The sequence below is a fragment of the Blautia sp. MCC269 genome, from assembly GCF_018785655.1.
Taxonomy (GTDB): Bacteria; Bacillota; Clostridia; order Lachnospirales; family Lachnospiraceae; genus Blautia_A.
The window spans coordinates 23312-47026 of the sequence record NZ_WQQE01000022.1 but is presented as its reverse complement, the minus strand read 5'-3'; the positions used below and the strand labels follow the sequence as shown (position 1 = coordinate 47026).

At 42.8% G+C, this 23715-nt stretch carries 24 protein-coding genes; all 24 read right to left on the bottom strand.

Features of this window, described 5'->3' with window-relative positions:
- Window positions 1-238: 238 nt before the first annotated feature.
- Entirely contained in the window at window positions 239-808 is a 570-nt protein-coding gene (locus tag GPK88_RS08065) for a DUF6560 family protein (protein ID WP_035393633.1), read from the bottom strand.
- Window positions 809-1072: 264 nt separating this feature from the next.
- The gene (locus GPK88_RS08060; RefSeq protein WP_005930793.1) at window positions 1073-1363 is read right to left on the bottom strand and encodes a hypothetical protein; all 291 of its coding nucleotides are present in this window, start codon (window positions 1361-1363) and stop codon (window positions 1073-1075) included.
- On the bottom strand, window positions 1341-1589 hold the full coding sequence (locus GPK88_RS08055) for a hypothetical protein (RefSeq protein ID WP_005930789.1): 249 nt from the start codon (window positions 1587-1589) through the stop codon (window positions 1341-1343). Before GPK88_RS08055 ends, GPK88_RS08060 begins: the two co-directional genes overlap by 23 nt.
- A 109-nt stretch (window positions 1590-1698) precedes the next feature.
- Complete coding sequence (locus tag GPK88_RS08050; RefSeq protein WP_005930786.1) at window positions 1699-2082, bottom strand: TnpV protein; 384 nt, start codon at window positions 2080-2082, stop codon at window positions 1699-1701.
- Window positions 2079-4001 carry a recombinase family protein gene (locus GPK88_RS08045; RefSeq protein WP_005930780.1) on the bottom strand — a complete coding sequence of 641 codons (1923 nt, stop codon included), beginning with the start codon at window positions 3999-4001 and terminating at the stop codon, window positions 2079-2081. The genes GPK88_RS08050 and GPK88_RS08045 overlap by 4 nt, the downstream gene beginning before the upstream one ends.
- Window positions 3998-5461: a DNA topoisomerase gene (locus GPK88_RS08040; protein ID WP_215707666.1), complete on the bottom strand. Its 1464-nt coding sequence runs from the start codon at window positions 5459-5461 to the stop codon at window positions 3998-4000. Before GPK88_RS08040 ends, GPK88_RS08045 begins: the two co-directional genes overlap by 4 nt.
- Before the next feature lie 6 nt (window positions 5462-5467).
- Window positions 5468-6874 (bottom strand): CD1107 family mobile element protein, encoded by a 1407-nt coding sequence (locus tag GPK88_RS08035; protein ID WP_252197712.1) that lies wholly within the window; start codon window positions 6872-6874, stop codon window positions 5468-5470.
- Entirely contained in the window at window positions 6846-7148 is a 303-nt protein-coding gene (locus GPK88_RS08030) for a DUF4315 family protein (protein WP_005344193.1), read from the bottom strand. The genes GPK88_RS08035 and GPK88_RS08030 overlap by 29 nt, the downstream gene beginning before the upstream one ends.
- A gap of 42 nt (window positions 7149-7190) precedes the next feature.
- A complete protein-coding gene (locus GPK88_RS19585; protein ID WP_215707681.1) occupies window positions 7191-9992 on the bottom strand; it encodes a CD1108 family mobile element protein in 2802 nt (933 codons plus the stop codon).
- An 18-nt stretch (window positions 9993-10010) separates the two neighbouring features.
- The gene (locus GPK88_RS08020; RefSeq protein ID WP_008688066.1) at window positions 10011-10121 is read right to left on the bottom strand and encodes a hypothetical protein; all 111 of its coding nucleotides are present in this window, start codon (window positions 10119-10121) and stop codon (window positions 10011-10013) included.
- 16 nt (window positions 10122-10137) lie between these two features.
- The gene (locus GPK88_RS08015) at window positions 10138-12594 is read right to left on the bottom strand and encodes a VirB4-like conjugal transfer ATPase, CD1110 family (protein WP_215707665.1); all 2457 of its coding nucleotides are present in this window, start codon (window positions 12592-12594) and stop codon (window positions 10138-10140) included.
- Complete coding sequence (locus GPK88_RS08010; RefSeq protein WP_055268321.1) at window positions 12476-12940, bottom strand: PrgI family protein; 465 nt, start codon at window positions 12938-12940, stop codon at window positions 12476-12478. Before GPK88_RS08010 ends, GPK88_RS08015 begins: the two co-directional genes overlap by 119 nt.
- A gap of 23 nt (window positions 12941-12963) precedes the next feature.
- Complete coding sequence (locus GPK88_RS08005) at window positions 12964-13833, bottom strand: VirB6/TrbL-like conjugal transfer protein, CD1112 family (protein ID WP_195303090.1); 870 nt, start codon at window positions 13831-13833, stop codon at window positions 12964-12966.
- A gap of 12 nt (window positions 13834-13845) precedes the next feature.
- The gene (locus tag GPK88_RS18840) at window positions 13846-13917 is read right to left on the bottom strand and encodes a hypothetical protein (protein WP_255626455.1); all 72 of its coding nucleotides are present in this window, start codon (window positions 13915-13917) and stop codon (window positions 13846-13848) included.
- Between the two features lie 84 nt (window positions 13918-14001).
- Entirely contained in the window at window positions 14002-15699 is a 1698-nt protein-coding gene (locus GPK88_RS07995) for a recombinase family protein (protein WP_015521926.1), read from the bottom strand.
- Window positions 15700-15725: 26 nt separating this feature from the next.
- Window positions 15726-15908: a hypothetical protein gene (locus GPK88_RS07990; protein ID WP_015521925.1), complete on the bottom strand. Its 183-nt coding sequence runs from the start codon at window positions 15906-15908 to the stop codon at window positions 15726-15728.
- Between the two features lie 303 nt (window positions 15909-16211).
- Complete coding sequence (locus tag GPK88_RS18835; RefSeq protein ID WP_015543458.1) at window positions 16212-16328, bottom strand: putative holin-like toxin; 117 nt, start codon at window positions 16326-16328, stop codon at window positions 16212-16214.
- Between the two features lie 264 nt (window positions 16329-16592).
- Window positions 16593-18500: an AAA family ATPase gene (locus GPK88_RS07985; RefSeq protein ID WP_173772485.1), complete on the bottom strand. Its 1908-nt coding sequence runs from the start codon at window positions 18498-18500 to the stop codon at window positions 16593-16595.
- A gap of 38 nt (window positions 18501-18538) precedes the next feature.
- Window positions 18539-20266 (bottom strand): MobQ family relaxase, encoded by a 1728-nt coding sequence (mobQ, locus tag GPK88_RS07980; protein WP_003864580.1) that lies wholly within the window; start codon window positions 20264-20266, stop codon window positions 18539-18541.
- Complete coding sequence (locus GPK88_RS07975; RefSeq protein ID WP_015543456.1) at window positions 20266-20631, bottom strand: DUF3847 domain-containing protein; 366 nt, start codon at window positions 20629-20631, stop codon at window positions 20266-20268. Before GPK88_RS07975 ends, mobQ begins: the two co-directional genes overlap by 1 nt.
- Window positions 20632-20831: 200 nt before the next feature.
- Entirely contained in the window at window positions 20832-21062 is a 231-nt protein-coding gene (locus tag GPK88_RS07970) for a hypothetical protein (protein ID WP_003864582.1), read from the bottom strand.
- Window positions 21050-21616 carry a DUF3990 domain-containing protein gene (locus GPK88_RS07965; RefSeq protein WP_020944841.1) on the bottom strand — a complete coding sequence of 189 codons (567 nt, stop codon included), beginning with the start codon at window positions 21614-21616 and terminating at the stop codon, window positions 21050-21052. Before GPK88_RS07965 ends, GPK88_RS07970 begins: the two co-directional genes overlap by 13 nt.
- A complete protein-coding gene (locus tag GPK88_RS07960; RefSeq protein WP_003864584.1) occupies window positions 21609-21833 on the bottom strand; it encodes a DUF3791 domain-containing protein in 225 nt (74 codons plus the stop codon). The genes GPK88_RS07965 and GPK88_RS07960 overlap by 8 nt, the downstream gene beginning before the upstream one ends.
- Window positions 21834-22155: 322 nt before the next feature.
- On the bottom strand, window positions 22156-23667 hold the full coding sequence (locus GPK88_RS07955) for a hypothetical protein (RefSeq protein WP_003864585.1): 1512 nt from the start codon (window positions 23665-23667) through the stop codon (window positions 22156-22158).
- Window positions 23668-23715 lie beyond the last annotated feature (48 nt).

The window sequence follows — 23715 nt, the reverse complement described above, 5'->3', positions numbered from 1 at the left end:
AACGAATGGAAGAAAAAATTTGTGTGCAGAGTTCCTGTTCAAGCCTTGTAACGCGCATTTATGCAAAATCCATAGTCACCGATACTTTCCTCACGGGTGATATACAGTCGGAATTCTGTCAGCTCATGAAATAAGAAAAACCGACGCATGATCGCTTTACGCTCAATACATCGGTTTCTTCATCTGACCTTGACGGTCATATTCAGTTGTCTAACATCGTACTGTTATAAAATCTATGTCATTTACGATTTTTCTTATGCTGATTTGCCCAGTAAGATTTTACAGGGATTCTTCTTCTTTTTATGTCCTCCATAAATTCTTCTTTGTCAATATTACTATCAATGGTAAATAATTTTTCTCCATTTACATATACACGCATAGAACCTTTCTTTCTCTCGCAATAGGTAATATCTTCAAAGTGAAAAGTTCTCTTTCTTCCAAAAGTTGAACGCCATGTGATTTCATCTCCGTTCACTTCCAGTTTCCACATAATCATGTTCAATGAGCCGATTAAAGAAACAATAAAGAAAATACTAAAACCAATTGGTGGCAATAAATCATCTTGTTGAATAGCACTGGCTACCGTAGCTCCCCCAAAAAGAAACACCGCCAATACAAAAAACATAGTAAGTACTTTTTCGGTTTTTATTATATAATGCGTCCTAATTATTCCCTTTTTCTGTTCTTCCTCTCGTTCTTTAGCTCTCTTTTGTTGAAGATTTACAAGATATTTCAAAAGAAGAAGTACAACTAAATAGGGACCTATTTGTGTAATTATATTCAAACACATTCGTAAAAAATTATTCATTTTTGCCCTCCATAGTTCCAGCTATATAAAAATGATTGTTTGAAATCGAGTATTAAAAACCTCAATTTTTCATATCTCATTATACTTCATCAACTTAAAGAATGGAAGAAAAAATTTTGTGTACAGAGTTCCTGTTCAAGCCTTGTAACGCACATTTCCGCAAAATCCATAGTCCCCGATACTTTCCTCACAGGCGATAGGCAACGGTCAAAACATCAGGTCTGCACCTGACATTTTAACCGCATATCAGCCCTGATTATCACATTATCCCTGCTGGCTGTTCAGCCCATGCTTTTTCGCATATTCGCTGGCTTTCTGTCTGCGTTCCTCACTGTAAGGCGGCAGGAAACGGATAGACAGACGGGACTTTGCCAGCTCATAAGAAACACCGCCTTGAACATTGGATTTTTCCAGTCGGCAAAGGTCAGGGTACTTCTTAGCAAAAGCAGCCAACCTCTTTTTCAATCCGGCGTTGTGGGTGTAGATATTTGCCTTGTCCTCGCCCTCATTAAAGAGAACGATTGTTTCTTTCTCAATCTTCGTCAGTCTCGTCATAGCAGCCCTCCCTATGGTTTTTCAACACACGCAGCTTGCAGTAAAAGCAGCGATACCACCTTTCAACACCCTCAGCACTCAGCTTGACGGAAAGCATATAAAACAGCTTCTTCGCCACTGGATCGGGTGCAAGGGCAGCTACCATACGCAAACGCTCGACAGTTGCTTTCAGGTTCGGACAGCCAAAGGCATAAAGGGCTTCCATTTCATTCCGGTTCATCTTCATTGTGTTTTCCTCCTTAAAGTTTGATAAATGAAAAGCGACAGACACTTCATAAGGAAATACCTGTCGCTTCGTTTACGATACAAATTTGTTGGTTTTGGACTTGATAAAATCAGCAGTAAATCATTTCCTGTCTGATGATTTCTTCGGCTCGGTTACGGATAGAGTTCATGGACTGTACCCACAACATCTGATTGTCTGCTTTCATGGTTTCGGTCACGCCCTCGGCTTGTTTCATCTGCTCAATGATAAGGCTGCACCTTTCCGTTGCCTGTTCGTCCAGGTCAGCAAGGTAAGTATGCAGTTCGCCGGATAAACAGAGGGCAGAGAACCTTGTAGGGCGGTACTGCTCCAAATATGTCCTGTGCAGTCTGCCCCACATACCGATAGGGCGGTGTTCCTCCGGTAGCTTCAAGTCCGGCACATAGTAATCGCCCACAAGAACATAGTCCAGACCGTTGCTTTTGTCATGGATTCGTGATTTCAATTCTGTCATGCTATTTTTTCTCCTTTCACTTTTTGCCGATTTGATTTGCTTGTGACGTTCTGTTCAACACACACATTGCTATCAGAACTTTTTTCTTCTGCTATACGCTCATGCTCCGCAAATTCTTTTGATTTCTCACGAATCTTTTTCATATACTTACGATTGGATTCTCGTTTTCTGCGAAGTCGTTCCGCCTCTTTTTCAGCAGCAATCCTTTCTTCCTCTGTTGGTTCATGCTGCTCCACAGGTACTTGAAATTGCCCGACATAGTTAAGATATATCTCCACCTCTGTGGTGCGGTCTGCACCTTTTCCTTGTGGCTCGTGAACCAGAATTTTGTCGATAAATTCATTTATCATGGCAGGAGTAAGTTCTGTAATATTCTCATACTTTTTAACCAGCTTTAGAAAACGCTCCACATTATTTTGACCGCCTATAATCCGTTGCATATCAGCGGTGTCAGTCTCAATAATCTTGTTCAGCTCGTTCTGCTCATTTTCATAATCAGTAAGCATACTCTGAAAAAGTCTGTCCGGCAATCTTCCAATCACATTATCTTCATAGATTTTCCTGATAAGCATATCCAGTTCGTGAACTCGCTTCTGATTTCTTTCAATGCGGTTTTTTACAGTTTCAGAAACAGCAATATCTTTCATCGCCGATTCTTCTTGCAGAGAATAAACAAACTCCCGCTCATTCAAAGAAACATAATGGCAAGTCTCCTGTATGGTTTTCAGAATGATGCTTTTAAGTGCTTTTGTTGAAATATGGTGGCAAGTACAATGTCGGTCATACTTCTGATAAGCAAGATTATATGTGGAACATTCATAACAATCTGCCGGATTGGAATAACTTGTCCTTTTTTCGCCTTTGGCAGTATAGTATATTCTTTCTCGCCCTTTCCGCTGCCTGTGATTATACATCGGCGCACCACAATCAGCACAGTAAATCTTTCCGGTCAGAACATTAGGCTCGCCCATAGGATCTGCTTTTCTTACATTCTGTCTTAACTTTTGAGCAAGCAGCCATGTTTCTTCATCGACAATAGGCTCTTGTGTATCATCAAAAACCACCCAATCTTCCTTATCTGCCCTTTTCGTCTTTTTGTCCTTATAGGAATTTTTGAATGTCCTGAAGTTGACAGTCTTTCCGATATACTCTGGTCGGGCAATCAGAGTAGTAACCTGATTTCCTCGCCACATATACGGATTTTCTTTGTCATAGTTGCTTGCATGATTTCCAAGTCCCTTTTTGCCAAGATAATAAGATGGTCTTTCAATTTTTTCTTCTGAAAGTTCTCTTGCTATCTGATAAGGTCCTTTTCCCTCAATAGTCATGCGATAAATTCTGCGGACTACTTCAGCAGCTTCTTCATCAATAATCCAATGGTCGGGGTTTTCGGGGTCTTTCAAATAGCCGTATGGTGGGATATTACTTGTATGAGCGTTGCCGGAAGAACCTCTGGATTTCAGTACAGCTTTAATTTTCTTACTTGTGTCCCTGACAAACCACTCATTCATGATATTCAGAAAAGGGGCAAACTCACTGGTTTCTTGACGGTCACTGTCAATACCATTATTGATTGCTATAAATCGAACTTCCTTTTCTCTAAACAGAATGTCAGTGAAAAAACCTACTTGCAAATGGTCTCTGCCGATTCTGGACATATCTTTGCAGATACAGGCAGTGATTTCTCCGTTTTTAACACCTTCAACAAGTCTGTTCCATGAAGGTCTGTCAAAGGTCGCTCCACTCCAACCATCATCGGTAAAATGAACAAGATTCGTAAAACCATGTTTCATAGCATAATCTTCAAGCATTTGCTTTTGATGAACTATACTGTTACTCTCTCCAGCATTATCATCATCACGAGACAGTCTTTCATACAAAGCAGTAATGCCATTGCTTTTATCTTTTTTTCTTCTCATGCTGAACTCCTTTCTTCAATTCCTATCCACTCCTTACGCTCACAAAATATCACATCTGTGTACTGTTTCGGTGGCTGTGTAAAATGCTCCGATACAAAAGAATCACAAGGACCGTAATGCTTGCCATCCCAGATATCCAGCTCCGGCTCTTCTTTTTCACTCTTTACGCCAAAGAACTGTTTCAATTTATTTTCGATCGACTTGAATCCTTCCTGCTTTGTTTTCTTTGCCGTGAGATAAAACGTATGATAATTACAGGTAATCTGGCATTTATGGCTTTCATAAATATAAGGATCTGCGGTTGCTGTCAGTACCCTGGCACTGATCAGATACAAAATCTTGCAGTTTCGTTCTTTCAGTTTACCTATATCTGCCTTTGCTACTTCCATGGTTGGGATAATGGCATGGTGATCGGATACTTTCTTTGAATTTAATACCTTACTCACATCCGACTGATATTCCAGACCTCCGACATAAGGCATTTTTCCAAGTAACATCTGGATCAGTGTTTCAGTGCTTTCTCCCATCTCATCTGTCAAATACTGGCTGTCTGTTCTCGGATAAGTGACAAGCTTCTGCTCATACATCTCCTGCACGGCATCCAATGTCTGCTGAGCGGTATAGCCAAACATTCTGTTTGCTTCCCTCTGCAGAGTGGTCAGATCATAGAGTTTTGGAGGGCGAACCGTTTTCTCTTTCACATCATCCTTCTCCACTTCGCACATACGCTCCATACAGTCCGCAGCCACTCTATCTGCATCTTCTTTTTTCTGAAAATGCTCTGTGACCGCATCCATATCGTCAAACTTGATATGAGCCATATAATATTTTTCTTTGGTAAATTCCTTGATCTTCTGATTTCGATCCACGATCATGGCAAGTGTTGGTGTCTGTACTCTTCCAACTTTCAGATTCTGGTTATACAGAACGGAAAAAAGACGGCTCGCATTGATTCCCACCAGCCAGTCTGCCTTTGCCCTGCAAAGTGCTGACTGATAGAGACTGTCATAACACGAACCGTCTTTTAATGACGCAAATCCATCTTTAATTGCCTGTTCTTCCATAGAAGAGATCCAGAGCCGCTTCATCGGCTTTTTGCATCCTGCCTGCTCATACACCAAACGAAAGATTAACTCTCCTTCACGTCCTGCATCAGTAGCACAGATCACTTCATCTACTTTGGAATCTCTCATCAGTTTTTTCAAGATTCCGAACTGCTTCTTTGTGCCCTCCAAAATCTTGTGTCTCCAGCATTCCGGCACAATCGGCAGATCTTCATATCTCCATTTTTTATATTTTTCATCGTATTCCGATGCATCGCATAATCCAACCAGATGTCCTACGCACCAGGAAACGATATAACCGTTTCCCTCCACGTAGCCATCTTTTCTTGTTCTGGCTCCAAGCACGGAAGCCAGTGCCATCGCAACCGATGGCTTTTCTGCAATCACTAATTTCATTTACTCCTACTCCTCTTCTTCATCTTCCAGTACATCATCATTGAAATCTTCATCTCTCAGGATTTCCGGTTCTGCACTTTCTTCCTGCTCATCTGCATCGTCTACTTCCCGTTTTTCTGACTCTGAATCTTCGGATTCATCTTCATCCTCTTCCATCTCATCCTCGTCATCATATTCATGCTTTGGTTTATAGACTTTGAAGTAATATCCTCCTGCCGCAGCTCCGACTGCTACCAGCGCAATCAGAAGATACGTTCCAAATGGGCTTTTATCTTCTGGCATCTGGATTTCATCCTCCACCTTATCTTTCTCATCTGTCTCTGTCGTTTCCGGTTTTTCTTCCTCTGCTTTTTTCTCTGGTTCTGCATAAACCGTATCCACTTCCGGAAGTGTCACTGAATCAGAAAGTGTGAAGTTCATCAGATCTTTCTCACTGACTTCTGTAAGGAAATACACATTATCCTGAGATTTTGAATTGTCAATAATCAAATAGAAAATCTTACCACTCTTCGTTGAAATGGTATAAAACTCTTTTGTGCCTTCCGTAGCTGTTTTGGTAACGGCTTCTGCCGTCTCGCCTTCTTTATTAAGCTGTTCCTCAATACCTGTTACTGTCCGATCATCCACGGTTCCTTTTGCATCTGTCGGCTCAGAAGCCTGTGCATCCTGCGGAAGCGGAGAAGTCGTTGTTTTCTCAGTCCCCGTTGCATCTGCACTGGTCGTAGTTGCCATTGCACCATTGCTGTCCCTGGAAGATTTCTGTTTTTCTGCCTGCTTCTTTGCCCATTCATAGTAAGGATTCTGCAACACATACTTTTCAGAAGTATTTCCAGCACCATCTGTTACCGTAATCTCAATCTGTTTTGTAGTAAAATCTTTCTGTGTCAGTTGCACTCTCAGCATTCCATCCTTCAAGTCTGTATAAGTGGTGCCATTGACGGTTACCGCAGTAATCCCGGATACTGTATCATTCCCCTGAATCGTCAGCACACCATCTGTCAGGGAAGCAGAGAGTGTCGGCTTTTCCGTGTCATAACACTTAATAGAGCGATTCTGCTCATAGACCTTCCCCTCACCATCTGTCACACGCACATACACTGTCTGGTTTCCAGTGATCGTGATACTTCCGCTTCCGGTTACATCCTGCCAGCTTCCATCTTTTCCTGCTTTTGCTTCAATCTTTGCTATTGAGAAACCTTCCGGCATATGGCTGGCATCTACCGTAACAGCAATGGTTGTTTCACCCTGTTTCCAGCCATCCGGTTTCTCAATCGTAATCGCAGGTGTGGTATTCTCAGCTGCATAAGCAGTCTGTGTCTGGAGCAAAGGTGTTGTCAGGCAAAGAAATGTCGTTGCTGCAAGCAAGCTCTTTTTTACCCTGCTTTTAGTAATTGTTCTCTTCTTCTGTTTCATTTTTTCCAGATTCATCATCGGCTTTTGTTTCCTCCTTCTGTATTTCTACCCTGCCGGGCAATTCATTTTTCATTCTCTTTTTGAAAGCTTCCAATTCCGGAATACTCATATCCATTGCACGGATAATTTTTACAATTTCCAGATTTTCTGCTTCTGTTTTTGCAATCTCCGCAGCCTTGAAACGCTTTAAGTCTGCTTCATATCTGGCTTTGGATGCTTCCATTTTTTCCTTGGCTTTCTCATAATCTGCCGTTGCTTTTTCAAGACTTTTCATCGCTTCTCCTTTCCGGACGGCTGATGCAGCCGCCCTTTTTTCTTACCATCGTCCAAATCCATAGAAATGGCTCTGCCAGTATGGAGAATTGATGGACGTATACTGCACCGGATGTCCACAATGGATCATCTGACCATTGCCTACATAGATTCCGATATGCGTTACCGGCTCCCCTGCGTCGTAAGTTCCAGTAAAGAAAATCAAATCTCCCGGCTGTGCCTCCGACTGGGATACTGGTGTACAAATGTTGTACAGTCCCTGTGCAGTCAATCTTCCTGTATTTCTTACACCAGAGTTTGTCAGGCAGTAACTTACAAATCCAGAACAATCAAATCCACTTGGAGAATATCCACCCCACACATACGGTGTTCCCAGATATCTCGCTGCTTCGTTCAACAAACGCTGTGCCGCTTCACTGGTGTATTCATTGCCGCCAAAGCCTGTCCCTTCTCCAGTTTCCAGATAAAAGATCGGGTTTAAGCGCTCTCCATTTTTCAGAAGTTCAATATGAAGATGGCTTCCTGTAGAATTTCCAGTATTTCCTACAAGACCAATCTCATCACCTTTCGTGACGGATGCACCTGCAGATACACTCCGGCTGCTTAAATGTGCATACCGCAGTTCATAGCCTTTACTGTCCTTAATCACAACATAATTGCCATAGCTATCGTTATAAGCAGAAGTTGTAACCGTTCCGGTCAGCCCTGCCATTACTTTCGTTCCCTCCGGTGCTCCGATATCCATACCATTATGAAGCTGATTTGCTCCTGAAATTGGATGAATCCGATATCCATAATAACTTGTCACACTGGAATACCAGTTAAAATCAACCGGTGTCGCAAACATCTGTAAATTGCCTTTCGTATCGTTATAGGCACTGAACAGTTCTTTCTGAAAAAATCTCAGCCTGTCCTGACAGATCAACATCAGATTTCCACTGTTTAAGGTGACATTCAGCACATCTACATCTCTTGTCCTGGTCACTTCCACTTCCTGGCTTCCATTATCATCTGCCAGATAACATTCCCAGGTCTTATGCCCATGTGCGGATGCCGCCGCATGATTATCATAGTAAACGTCAAACTGTACACCGTATCTTGCGAAAGCTCCGGTATCTTCTACCGTATATTCGACACCATTCATGACCACCTTTGTTCCCATTGGAACAAACGGATTGGAAGCATCTACCGCTAAGGTATGATTAGCAGTTGGGTATACTCCACTGGCAGTCGGGCCTCCGCTCCAAATACCACAACAGATTGGACAGTTACAATATCCGCTTGTTACAACCTGTCCCAACGATTCTCCAACTCTTACTGTTGCTGTCTCTGTCACAGTCTCATTGACTGCTTCAGTAGTCAGATGATATTGCTCTGCAAACAATGCATCCAGTTCAGGCTTGACCTGTTCAAAAGTAAACTCCTCATACTTTGCTGACAGATAACTGATCAGGATAAACGGATCATGCTCAATAGGCCCGATGTTATATCGGTATTCCTCATGTCCCGGTTCTTCAGACTCCATGTTGTTAATCCGCTCCTGCAGATTAGCTTCCAACTGTGTATAATACAGTTCCGCTTCCCGGATTGCCTGATCCGATGACAGATAACTGGTTCCCGTGTAAGTGATCACATTTTGTAAAAATACTGCAGAGCATGACGTGACATTCGTTATAATCAGAAACATCAATCCGATCAGAACTGCCACACTGATATACACCTTCCGGTTTTCTTTAAAGAAGTTGGTGACTTTGCCGCCAATCTTCTTGATATAATCAATCGTACCTTTTGTAGCTGTTCCTACTGTCTGTTCACTTCGTTTTGCTTTGGCATAATCCCGTTTGATCTGTTGCTTCTGAATCTGTTTTTTTAGCTTCTTCTGCTCCTGACGGGCTGCCGCCTGTGTCTGTTTCTCTGCCTGTCTCTCCAGTCTGCTTCTCTTTCTGGAAGCCCTCTGTTTCCTTTGTTTGGCACTTCTCTGTTCCAGCCGGTAAATACCTTCGCAGCCTTCTTCCAACTTATGGGCACCTTCTACTGCCGCATTATCGTCTTCATTTTTACTGATCTCACGGTGCAATGCTGCGGAAGTTGCACTTCCTGCTTTCTTAACAACAAAAGCTTTTTCTGTTTTCACAGATTCCCCTTCGCCAAACTTCAGGCGGGATTTCTTCTTTCCAGAACCCTCTCCTTCATTTGCCTGATAAACCTGTGCCTTCTTGGAATGCTGCTTTGCTTCCTTTTTCTTTCTTGGTTCCTCATAAGAAAACTTTTTGGCTTTTTCCTTCTGTTTCTGATGACGGAAATTGACTCCATCCGTATCCATCTGGTTCAATTTCTCCATATCTTTGTCATTTTTCACAGAAGCACCAGTCTCTTCATAAGCAAATTTCAGACGCTGTTTCTGCTTTGGTTTCTTACTTCCACCATTCTTCTTACTCCGGCTGTCTCCTCTGTTTTCTGAAAGATCCGCACGTTTTTCTTTCAGTCTCCCTGACTGGCTGGCTTCGGATTTTTCCGCAAATCTTGATTCTTTTCTGTTCACAGCACGGATTCTTTTCCGGTTTTGTTGCTTTCTATTTTGTCCAAAATCCTCACTTTGGTTCTCCGTTCGCATCAGTTCCGGTGCATCCCTGGATTTTTGCACAGAGGGACGGATATTTTTCCCGCTTCGCTTAGACTGGCGGGGAGACTTATCCACAAGGTTTTCTGCTTTTTCCCCCTGTTTTATTCCCATCTGCACATCACTGACACGGTTACTGACACGAACAGAAGATTTATCCGTCAGGTTTTCTTCCACCAGACCATCTTTGGTCATCTTCTGGACTTTCTTATCCCTGACTTTCATTCTCTGTTCTGCCACTACTTACTCCTCCTTTTTCGGATACCCTTTCCCTGCCTGTAATAAACAGAGAAAAGCGATGCCAAATACAGCACCGCCACTAAAAGTTAATACATATGAAATTGCTCGTAACATTGTCTTCTCCTTTGATTTAACCTGCTTCGGAAGTTTCCTCTAAGCGGGTTGTCATGATTTTATAGAGGGAATTCTTCGGGAATCTGTCTACGAACGGGATAATGACATTTCCATAGAACAGAAGTCCTTCCCCCTCATTACTGTTGGTTACATAGGACAGCTGGGTTGGTGAGATATTCAGCTGTTTTGCAAGAATCTGCCTGTCTCCGGAAGCCTGGTTCAGCATATAAATAAAATCTGAATTTTCAAATATATTCTCTATTTCCCTGGAAGACAATAAATCCTTAATATTCTGGGTGATGCCCGTTGGGATACCACCCCATTTACGGAATCGCTTCCAAATCTCCACGCTGTAGGCTGCAGTCTGCTCTTCCTTCAAAAGAAGATGGAACTCATCCACATAGTATCTGGTGGACTTATGGGCAGAACGGTTCATCGTTACCCTGTTCCAGACCTGATCCTGGATTACGAGCATCCCAATCTTTTTCAGCTGTTTTCCCAATTCTTTGATGTCAAAGCAGACAATGCGGTTATTGATATCCACGTTTGTCTGATGGTTAAATACATTCAAAGAGCCTGTAACATAGATCTCTAATGAAGTAGCCAGCCGCTGTGCTTCCGGCTCTTCCTGTTTTCTCAGAAGGTTGTATAAGTCCTCCAGGATTGGCATCTTCTCCGGTATTGGATCGGCAAGGTATTCCTGATATACTAACCGCACACAACGGTCAATAATCGTTTTTTCTACCGGTTCCAATCCATTCTTTCCTCCAACAATCAGCTCACACAAAGACAGGATAAAATCTGCTTTCAATGACAGCGGATTATCTTCCTCAGAATAATTCAGGTTCAGATCCATTGGATTGATATACTGGTCAGATACCGGCGAAACTCTTACCACCTGCCCATGCAGCGCCTGCACAAGTGCCGAATATTCGGCTTCTGGATCACAGACAATGATATCGTCCTCCGTAATCAAAAAGCAGTTTGTAATTTCCCTCTTTGCTGAGAATGACTTACCGGAACCTGGTGTACCAAGAATCAGTCCATTCGGGTTCTTCAGACGTTTCCGATCAACCATGATCATGTTGTTGGATAATGCATTCAATCCATAATAAAGAGCTTCCCCTTCCTGAAACAGTTCCTGTGTCGTAAATGGCACGAAGATCGCTGTTGAAGATGTGGTAAGCCCTCTCTGAATTTCAATTCGATTGACTCCAAGCGGAATACAGGACATGAGTGCTGCTTCCTGCTGATAATCCAGCTGTTTTAAGGAACAGTTATATTTCTGTGCGATCCCCTGCACCTGGAAAATATTATTATCCAGCTTCTGACGCTTCTTTGCGGTATTCATTACCAGAACTGTCACAAGGAACATTCTCTCATTTCTGGACTGCAGATCTTCCAGCAGATTCTTTGCCTCTTCGCCATAAGTCACAAGGTCCGATGGAAGCACGTCCATATCATAACCGGAACGTACCGCACGCTTCTGCTCTTCGATCTTCATCTTATCAAGATCAGAAATCTTACTCTTGATCATCTTGATTGCTGAACTCTGATCAATGGACTGGATATGAATGTTGACATTGATGCTGTCATCCACATCCAGAAAATCTGCAAGCATCCGGTCTGTCAGCTCCGGTGCAAGAATCTGAAGGTAACTCACACTTCCCATCGTTCTTCCCATCAAAAATGTCTGATTCTTGGAAAAGTTAAAGGAAGTCGGTGCAATAAAATCTTTGGTCTTTAATCCGGTTTCCGGAAGCATCTTGTACTGGAACTTAAATGGTTCAATCCGATCCTGGTTGAACACATGATACAGAATCTCCAGCCTTTCCAGTCCATTCAAAGAATGTGCCTGTGCTCCCAGAACCTTAAAGTTATTTAAGATATCTGTTTCGATTCTTTCAAGCCTTGGTCTTGCTACCTTCAGACTTTCTGCTTCAATTCCAAAAGTGATATACTTCGTCTTTACCAGACCATTATTTCCTTTGGAAAGCTGATTTTTCAGCATAGTACGGTATTCTTCACGAATGGAATTGAAGTCATCGTTCTGATCCGGAATATCAATACTTTTCTCAAATTCTGCCACATCCACCTGCTGATTGATAAAGGACAGCTGCACACTGATGGAAGAATCAAAGTAATTTAAGAAATCACAGTAATTCTCAAATATCGTGGTCTTATCCTCATTTAAAGCTAGCTGATAATTGATGTCATAAAACTGAATCGTCTTAGAGAAAAAGGTCTTTGTCACCTGGCAGATACCATCCTGCAGCATCCGAATATACGGAATGCTCTGCTGTGCAGTTGTAGGAATGCCTTTCTGTTTCCTGCGATCCCGTTCCTGTTTCTTCTTACGCTTTTCCTGTTCTCTTTCTTTTCTGCTTTTTTTGTTTCTTCTTTCCTGACGGTTTCTTTTTTCCGCCAGAGACAGACGCTCCTGCTGAGCCTCCTGCTTTGTCTTTTTTGCCATCCGGCACACCCTCCTTTTTTACAAGGGTGGAAATCTCCTGATAAAAATTTTCTGTCTTATATGGTCTTACCGCTGGACAGATAAACTTCTGTCGAATGATATTTGCCACCACTTTTTCAAAGGGAAGCCCGTCTTTTTCATACATTGCCATGAAGAAAAATGGAAGCATGATCGTTACCATCAGAATGGCAGCAATACTGGAACCGATTGGTTTTCTCATGAACAGATAAAACGGAATCCCCACAACTGCGGCAAGTGAAAAGAAAATCAGCTGCCGCTTTGTCAGATTTAACGCTACTTTTGTTTTGACCTTGGTAAGGTCTTTTGGTACTGGTACATACGCCATGGTATGCGCTCCTTTCCTGCCCGTTAATGGGCATTGAATATTGATTTGCTAAGGCTTCCGGTCTTGAATAATGAAAATGCAAGAATCACGGTATAAGCCGCTACTGAAAACATTGCTGCATGAAGGTCACTGGATATGGTCATTGCATTTACTAAAACTGCATAAATTCCCACACAGACCATCATGAAGAATCCCTGAAATGCCAGTGCGAACAAGCCTTTTAAATAGTTGTTTCCGATATTGCCCCATTCCTTATTGGTCATGGTGGCAAACGGAATTGGTGCTATGGAAGTATAAAGGTAAATTTCTATCATTCTTCCGAACAAGATTACCGTAATGATAATTGACAGAATGTGCATGGTAACACTGATCAACATCGTTTCCATGGATAGCAGGAACAAATCCCCTAACTCCATATCCTCCAGGGCATCCACAATCCGTGAAATTGCTTCTGTTGCATCCACCGCAGTGTTTCCTGATATCACCCCGGCGGCATTGTTGACCACATGCTGGCCAACATCAAAGACCGCCATCGTGATATTGAACGTATTTGTCACCAGATAAACGGCTACATACGCTTTGAAGATCCAGAGGAAAATGTTATAAGTCTCAAATTCATGGAAATTGTTTTTCTGTGTTACCATCGTGATCAATTCATAGCACAGGACAAAGGTGATGATCAGTCCCGCAATGGGGACAATCACCGTTTGGGATATATTCTGAATCAGATTAAAAATCCCTGCATTCCATCCCTGCGGTGTCTGTCCCACCTGCCCGGCTATGGTTCCCACCTGCTCATTGACAGACGTGAACATGTTATCCAAACTTGACTTAATAAGCCCGATCAGGATATCCTTTATCGCTTCCGTAATTCTCTCAATGATGGTGTTCATCTACCACTCCTCTTAAGAGAACAATGTTGCCAGCTGTGGAATCAGGGTAGTTCCCAGCAGCATGATTCCGGCACCAGCCATCAGCTGTTTTATGTCTTTTATGAGAAAATATTTGCTCGAAATGAGCCTTGAAAAGATTAAAATAGATTAAATTTTGATAGATTTTTCTTATTTATGGGAGCCGGAACCTCTTTCGATGGTTCCAAGCTCCGGTATTGGTTTTAAGTTGAAATGAATTTCCATTGTGACCGTTTCAGGAGTACGGCAGTAATTTTCTGTTCCGTCTTTCTCCTGCGGTTCTGAGATAACGATTTTACTGATCAGCCGGTTCAGAAGATTGGCATCCAGTTCTTTGATGTCCGCATACTCGCTAATATCGTCAATCCACTGCTGGGACTGTGCATCCAGTTTTTCTTCCGTATTCAGCACACTCTCATTCTGGAAAAGTTCCTTTTTGATATCTGTCTGCTCCTTCTGTGTCTTCTCCAGCATCTTATCAAAAACAGATTCTGTAATCTTGTCATTGATAAGGTCATCATACAGTTTTGCAATCAGCCGGTCTAACGTTTCCAGGCGGTCTTTCTGCTTTGATACCAGCTTCTCCAGACTTTCCCTGTGTCCCTGTGTATCTTCCTCGCATAACTCCTTTACCCGGTTTTCCAGTTCTGTTCCGTCTCCGGTAACTGCTTTTGCACATTCCTGGATTCTGGTAAGGACTGCATCATACAGGTCATCAGCGTCCACCCGGTGCTGGGTACAATGTGCTTTCCCCTTATGGATATAAGTGGAACAGGTATAAACTTCATGCTGGTCTTTGGTGTGCGTCTTCTTCAACGTCAACGCACCGCCACACTCTGCACAGCGGAGTAATCCGGCAAACATGCTGTATTCTCCCTGTTCTGTCTGGCGTTTCCTGCCTTTCATCTTTGCCTGTACCAGATCAAATACATCCTGCGGAATGATTGCTTCGTGGGTATCCCTGACTGTGATCCAGTCCTCCGGAGCTTTATCTCCCTGATTGCCAATCTTGAAACGGTAGTACCTTTTCTGGGAAGCCATGTCACCACAGTAAACGGGATTCATCAGCAGGGATTTCAGATAGGATTCATCCCATACATATTTCCCATTTTCCGGGTCTTTCTTTTCCCATTTTGTGTAATAGGTGCGGAGTCCCCGTTTCCGGTGCCACCATGACGGGCAGGGAATCTGCTGGCGTTCCAGTTCTCTGGATATAAAGTTAATCCCATGACCGTCCACCGCCCACTGGAAAATTTTCCGGACAATCGGTGCTGTCTCGTCGTCAATCAGGAGATGTCCCTTTTCCTCCGGGTCTTTCTGATATCCCAGTGGTGGAACAACACCTGTAAACTTTCCCTTGGTTGCCTGCAGGTGATAGGACGCATGGACTTTCTTGGAAATATCTCTGGAATACATCTCGTTCAGCACGTTCTTAAATGGGGCAATCTCATTGTCTCCGGCAAAGGTATCCACATTATCATATAATGCGATATACCTTACTCCATGCTTTGGGAAAAACTCCTCCATCAGAAATCCTGTCTGTACATGGTTTCGTCCCAGTCGGCTCTGGTCTTTGGTAATTACAAGATTCACCAGTCCTTTTTCACAGGCTTTGAGAAGTCTCTGCAAATCAGGTCGGTCTGTGTTCAATCCTGTATAACCATCGTCCTGAAACACATCCACCACCTGCCAGCCCTGTGACTGACAGTAATTCACCAGTATGTCTCTCTGGTTGGAGATGCTGGCACTCTCTCCGGTCAATTCGTCATCTTTGGAAAGTCGGCAGTATACACCAACTCTCCAGGTTGCATTTCTTTCTATATTGTTACTCATATATCTGTTGTTCATCTGATACCTCCGTTACTTTGCACATCCTACGCAGATTTCAGATTACTGAACTCATAATCATTATACTGCTTATCTTTCATTATTGCAAGTTTATCTTTTGTTTTCGTGTCACGTATTTTCTGTGCGATCACCTCTGCAAACACTTCTTTTGCGTCCTGATCACCGTCAAAATATACTCTGATGTTGATAATTTTCTTCTTCACTGCCATTGTAAAACCTCCATTTTTTGCAAAAAAAGAGCAGCTAATCCATTTTTACAGATTAACTGCCCAGACTGTTGGTTACATATATTAAAATTTTTGTATTAACATTTCAGAAATTGGGGATATAATAAAGACAGGGATAAATCCCTGTCAGATGAACTGCATATTTTAATTTTCCCATTGAAAACAAGAGGAATGTGTGGTACATTTGTTATAGGAAAAGCACCCACTCCAAAGTGGATGCCGCCTGAGTTGACTAAATGGTCTTACGACCACCGCCTATCCTGTTGGCAGACAGGATAGGCATTTTTATTTCCTCTTGTTCTTCCGATCAAGAAAGGCAATAATCGCAATTAACAGGCTACCAAAAGCGATCAGTAAACTGAGTACGCCTAAGAATATTGAGATAATCTCATAAGCTGTCATATCACGCACCTCCTTTCTTTCATCTCAGAACCCCGAAAGGCTCCGGTCTGTAAATATCAGGAGGCAGCCACACCCTGTCACAGGTGCTTCCCCGTAACATTGCTGTTACCGGATAATCATACCATTATATCCGCCATATTACAATTCATTTTTGTTCCAGATTCACAGCAATCCTTATTCTGTATGGATACCTGCTATTTCCGTTTGATTGCCTTGCACCGGCAGACGGCAGACGGCAGATAGGGTATCTATAAAGCCTGCCGTTCACTCCAAAATTCTGCCGTCACCCATTCTCCCTTGTTTTTTTAATCGAATGGTATTTTCCTGCTTTTCATTCATCCGATAATCCAGTTCTTCTTTCATCCGGCTTCTGGCTTCTCGCATGGTTCTCTGGGAGATTCCCTGTGCTTTTGCCTTTTCATCCAGTTCCCGGATTGTGACTGCATTTCCGTCTGCAAGCAGTTCATAGATCAGTTTCGTTCCCCGTTGCAGTTTTGTTTCTGTCGGCTTTCCTTCCTTTCCGTCCAGAAGATCATCTGCGGAAATCTCATAAGCTCCCACCCAGCGGAATCCTTCTTCATCTCCAAGTTTAAATGCCATCGTCTCACCTGGAGGTGCAAGAGAACTTTTCTCATGGATCAGTACTCTTGTTGTCGGGTCTTTCTTTACTTTCCCGATAAAAAGCAGGCTTCTCACCGCCGCCATGATATCAATAGAACCAAGTCCCCGGTAAGTACTCTGTGTCCCTGAAGATTTATTCAGATGTCCGATCAGCACAATCGCACAACCGGTCTTTTCAGCGATCATTCCCAGTTTCCGGAATACCGGACGGACTTCATTTGCCCGGTTCATATCCACATCGGCACCGATAAAAGCCTGTACCGGATCAATGATTAAAAGTCTGACCTGATTCTGACGGATTGCTTTTTCAATACGGTCATCGGATAACGTCAATGCTTCCTCTGTATCATCAATGACCATCACCCGACTCAGGTCTGCTCCTGCTTCCACCAGCCTCGGCTTAATCGTATCTCCCATACCGTCTTCTGCAGTCTGATAGATCACATTAAAAGGTTCAATCTCTTCCATGTTCGGGAAAGTCTTACGGTTCGTGCAGGCTGCGGTCAGCATCATGGCAAAATAAGTTTTTCCCTCTCCTGGATTGCCCTGAATAATCGTCAGTTTTCCAAATGGCAGATAGGGAAACCACAGCCATTCTACACTGGTCTGTTCAATGTCTTCATAACACAACATCGGCACCAGTTCTTCCTTCTCCGGTACTTTCATTGTAACTGTTTCAATGATTGATTTCTTCCTGTCTGCATTTTTATCACAGAGGATTTCATTCCAGTCCTTTCGGGACGGTTTCAGACGGATGACACTGTATCCGTCCGGGATTTCTATTGCCAATTTCTCACTGGCTTCATTCCCTGCATGGTCATTATCCAGGCACAGGAAAACCGAAGTAATCTGAGGGCGTTCAGAAAGAAAAGCCATCAGTGCCGCACTGGAAATGCCACCCAGACTCAGGTAGCTCCGCTTTTTCCAGTCTTTGGGAAATAATTGGATAAAAGAAAGCAGATCAATGGCTGCTTCAAACACAAACAACTGATTATCCGTCCCTCTGTGACAGAATCCGTAAGATTTATCAGATTCAGCCACATCTCCCCGGTATTTTGTTTCACCAGTTCCCCTGCAATGGGCATATCTTGGAATACCGTCTGCATCTCTGCCAACAAACACCACATTATGGTGCTTCTTTTCTTCATAAATATCCCCACTGCCGATCCATTCCTCCACCATATTCTTTTCAATCCCTCTGTTTTCTGTCAGATATCTGATGATTCTATCATTATTTTCCTCTTTCTCTGGTAATCGGAAGTCAGGGGACGGGGCGGGGCAGGTACTGTTCCTGCCTTCGCCTTCCTCCCCGGTTAGCATCTTGACAGCTTCCGGAAATGTGGCATTGTAAAATTCCATCACAAAATCCACCGGATAGCCACCCCTCCCCTGACTGTGCCTGTACCACCGGTTTCCGGATACCGTTACACTGTCATGCTTTTTCCAACGGTATTCCTTTCCGCTTTTCCCTAGTTGTTCTCCCTGTGCGCTCAGAAAAGAAACAATATCTGTCTGATTTGCTCTTATAATTTGTTCTTCTGTATACTGCATTTTGCTCATCCTTTCCCGTCTGTCCTGCTGACAGACTGTTATAAACTCATGTCATAGTTTCGCTTTTTCTTCACTGCCTGTTGTTTTGCATCACGCTCTGCACACTCTTTCTTTTTTTCATCCAGTTTTCTCAGAAGAGAGGTCTTCTTTTCTGGATTCTGCTCCGACTGGTTCAACGGCTGTTGCTCTGCTTTCCCGTTTTCTTCAAGAATCTCTTTCGCCTGAACTGTGTAAAATGTCGGGAACTTCACCTGCTTCTCCCTTTTTTCTTCTGAACGCCCGGAAGTATCTGCTTCTGCCATTTCCCGGTCACGTCTGGCAATATCCGCACAGCTCTGTACCTTTTTCACAAAAGTTAGTTCCTCCTGGTACGGCTGATTATCTGCTTTCAGCTCTTCGATCCCCGCCTGAAGTTCTTCTTTCTCCCGTTTCCATCTGGCAGTTGGCACTTTTCCATTTTTATCCAGATGTTGTTTCAGTTCCCGTTCACATTTGCGGTAATAATTGATTTCTTTTTTATGCTGCTGATAATATCTCTCCCGTCTTTTCTGAAAATAGAAATGGTTATACTCATCAATCAATGGCTGATTTGTTTTTATTACCTCTGCCATCTTTTCCAGATTCTCAAGTTCCTTTAACTGTTTCCGCTTTTCAGAAATTTCTTTTTTACTGACAGAAACAACACCGTTCAGTTCCTCAATCCGTTCCTGCAAGTCATCCATCGTTTCTATCTGATGTGTCTGAAGATAACTGATGGATTTTGCAAACTCCTGTAAATTGGAGAGATTCTTACCTCTCTGTTTCATCTCCGCATAAAAATTGGGAAGTGGTGGTCTGCCCTGTGTCTTTTTATCATAATAATCCTGCAGGCTTTCCAGCAGTGTCGGGTTCTGCCTGCGATCCAGCTCTGCTTTCATTTCCTCATAAGCTGTCTTCATCCACTGAATGGATTCTTTCAGAGAAATAAACATCTGGTTAAACTGCCGGATTGCCCGGTTCAATTCTCCGATCACCGTTTTGATTCCCTTTTTCTCCATTGCCCGGACTTCATATCCCTCATGGATGGTCGGGATCAGGTCAATCCCCTGTTCTTTGTAGGAACGGTGGTCGATTCTGGATGCCATGTGGCACTCCCTGAATTTCCCATTTACTTTCTCTGTCCATGCCCGCCGCCATTCTTTTAAAAGCTCCGGATCATTCCATCCGGTAGTAGAAACAGCATTGAACATATCTTTTCCTTTGGCATCCTTCACCCGGTTTCCATCCTCATCAAGAATATATTCCCTTCTCTGCTTATTGCCCCAGATTCCTTCCTCTGTAAAAGGACGGATTGGGACAAGCACATGGAAATGGGGATTATCCGGTTCTTCTTCATTTTCCGCTTTTCCCTCATGGACTGCCAGATCCACGATCATGCCACGTGCCACAAACTGCTCCTGGCAGAACTCTTTTGCCAGTCTGATATTTTCCTCAAGTGTCAATTCATTCTGCAGTGCAATGTCAAACGAATAGGCAAGCTGTGCCTTGTTGTTCCGTTCCACATGCTCCACCTCGTTCCAGAGTGTTTCCCTGTCAGTCAGACGCTCTGGCACATACTCCGGTGTCAGGATTTCTGTAAATATCACACCTGACTTGCTCGTATAATCGTGTATCTTGTTGTAATAACTGTCAAAAATCCTCTGCCCGGAAATATAGGCTGCGGAAGCGACCACCATCTGCCCTTTCCCTCTGGATACATTCCTTACTGAAAAATGATACAGTGCCATTAACTGTCATCTCCCTTCTCTGTCTTTTTTACTGCTTCTGCAATCTGCTGTTGATCTTTGTGTAAGGCGGCTATATGAGCCTGCCGCACAATACTCTTGTTGTAACTGCTGTTCTGCAGTTGATTCATCATGTCCTGGACGTCTTCCTGTTCCAGATCTCTGGACAGCGGAAATACTTTCTCAAACTCTGCCCCTTTGACAATCAGCCGGTGGGAACGTTCCCTGCGTTCTACCAGCTTCTTCCGCTGCTCCAGAATGTTTTTGTGGTGAATTGCTGCCTCCAGTTCCTGTCTGCTCTTTTCCATGTTGGCCTTCAGTTCCTCCAATGACATGGATTCATACTTTGGATTTTTTGCTCTGCTCATTTTCTTGTACTCCTTCTTTTTTCTGTAAACAAAAAGAACCGGCTTATTCATGAATGCCGATTCCTGGGTATAAAAAACTGAGGTCGTTGTCCTGTGATTAGGAAATGCTGACCTCAGCGTTTTTGAAATATTTAATTGTTGCTCCTTGGAATGAAAGTCTTTGTCACCATTGTCGTATAAATTTAAACTCACATCCCATATCAGGATTTCTTTAATTCTTCCATATACAGTTCAGCTATATATGCCGGACCAGTGCACCACAGCTTTGTCTTCTCATCATACAGTGCTTTTCCTGTCTTTGAACACAAAAAATCTGTCAATACCTCGTTTCTGTCCTTGCCTGTCTCTTCTGCGATTTCATCTGTCACCATAGTGATCAGAAGGTCGATTGTATAATTCATTTTTTCCTTTGGAATTGTTACTTCAGCCATATCTTCTCACCTTTCACAAATTTCAGACACTCAATAGCTGCCTCAGTTTTAAAGCAGTATTGATCTTTCAATTTATTCGGCAGCAACTGTCTGATACAGAAATCGTCTGCTACTTTATCACCTGCAGTCCCAAAAGCACCCGCAAGATAAGCGGTAAGAGTAGCGTTTGTTGCATCATCCGCAATCTTTCCTGCAATGATATCATATTTTGCCATTTCACGTTCAACCTCAATAAACATTTTTTTCTTTCGGTGAGCGGCGATACAATGTAACCAGTCCACATCTGCATTTTCAAAAATATGCGTTTCAAGATTTTCTGAAAGTTTGAATTCAAAAGTTGAAATATATCCAAACTTCTGCCCCTCTTCAATTGTTCCGGTTGCGATGGCTTTGGCTATTGAGGTTCTCAGAAAACTTTCTGCCTGTTCCTTTGATGTGGTTAAATAAAATCCCTGTCCAAAATCTTTTCTCTTTGCACATTTGGCAAGATCTGGCTCTTTTACTTCACAATAACTTCCATGATAGAGAACAAATCCATCTTTTAACTCAAGCACTAATCTCTATCCCCTTTCTTTGCAAAAATTCAGTAATATCTTCAAGCACAGCTTCATCGCCTTCACAATGAAAAATCCCATAGCATTTTTCTATATATCCAAGAACATCGGCTTCTTTAAACAAGTGGATAATCTGTTCAACAGGTAAATGCCACTCTTCTGAAGCAAGCCGGATTAGTCTTGTTTGCATAAAAGTAATCTCTGTTTTCTCACTCATTATGAATCCTCCTCATTTTCTTAGTCAGTAAAACCGGAATTGTTGATTACCAAGGCATATTTCCAAATCGACTAATAAAAGTTACTGTTAGTCCGGTTTTATCAATCATTGCAAGTTTTACGATTGCGCCTGTACTGTTTGCTTTCCTCCGTCGACATTCAAATCTGTTGCCGTGGCACCTGGATCAGCGCAGTTCACCTCTTATGTCTTGGAGTCCTTTTGCATACTTCCAAAAGAACCCAGTCCGCTTGAAACATTTACGATAATAGTTTTATTTTTTCTCTCATTGTCATACAATGCACCTACTTCCCCAGAATTTATTTTACCACGTATTCTTCTGTTCGTCTGTCACCTGCATCGTATCTGCATTTACCAGATAAAAATCTACCAATTCGGTCTCGTAATTGCCATCCGGATATACTTTTTCTAACACCAGTTCTTCGCAGGAATTACCATCTGCATCTGTCTTGGAACCATTATCGTACAGACAGTATCTCACATTTACCGTATTACCGTTCTTTGTTTCCTGCGTTTCGCTGACGACAGCATAGACTTCTCCCTTTGCATTCGCCGTGTAACTGAACGCCATATTTTGAAGTGTATTCTGCTCCTGAAGGTAATTATAAACTGCCAGCATTGCATTTTGAATTGTCAGACCATCATGCTGCCCTTCTGTCTCGTAATCTTCTATGGTATTTCCACTCTGAATATCCTCTGAATCTGTTGAATTCTCTGTATCCAAATCCGGTAATTCTGTAGTATCCTCTTCTTGATTATCTTCTTCATCTATTGTATCCGAAGACCACCACAGACCATCCATACTCTGCATAACAAATGGATTATTGGTTCTGTATCTCCGTTCACCACCATAATCTTCCTGCACAGTTATATACGTATATTTGCTGTCACAACCAGTCACCGTTTCTGTTCCATCCATTCCGAACACTACACTCAGACCACTCATTCCAATAATCAAAAGTGCAAATATCGCAGCAGCTCCATAGACAATTATCAATGCCACTTTGTTTTTACCGAATTGTATGGATAATGCCTGGCAATTGTGTCTGTATAAACTCACGATCCCCCAGATCAAAAGAACCGCCAGACTGATTGTAATAACAGTAATCGATATTTCTGCGAAACGATATCTCACTTCATATCCCATATCACGTTTTATACCATACCACAATCCATAGAAGAAGGTACTATACGCAAGAACCAAAGTAATGATACTGATCCGTATCGGATGCTCTTTTTTATCCGGCACTGCCTTCTTCAGTGCCTCTGCCATCTGCGCTGCCGCTCTCTGCTCTATCCACATAGCAAGCTCTGCTTTTGACGGATATGTGCATTTAGTATCCGGAATCCCTGCGTAACACATCTGGCTCTCTTGAATCCCTGTCGCATCTCCTGCTGCCATTGCTGTAACCACTTTCAGGTAATAATACAACTTCAACTGTGCTGGATTGAATTTATCTATACGAATATCTGCCAGCTCCTGTGCAGCCCGTTCATAATTGTTAAGGAGTACACTCATCCGTGCCATAACCAAAAGCATCTGATTCGCTACAGCAGGGTAACGGTGATATTGCTTCTCATATAAATACCGTGCATACTCATGTCGTTCTTCCGGTGTTAACCGATAGGACTTCTTTCTATTCTGTGCCAGCATCGCAATTCGCAGACCATAAGCCAATTCCAAAATTGCAATCAGCTGGCAGATAAATGCACCAAATCCCCAGATATCCGTTGTATACCGCACATAGGTCACCAACACAATGCCTAGCATTGCCGGAATCACGATCAACCATTTTGTCCAACCTGATCTTCTCATAAAAATCTCCTGAATTGTTTTTCTGAATATAGTATATTACCGCACACA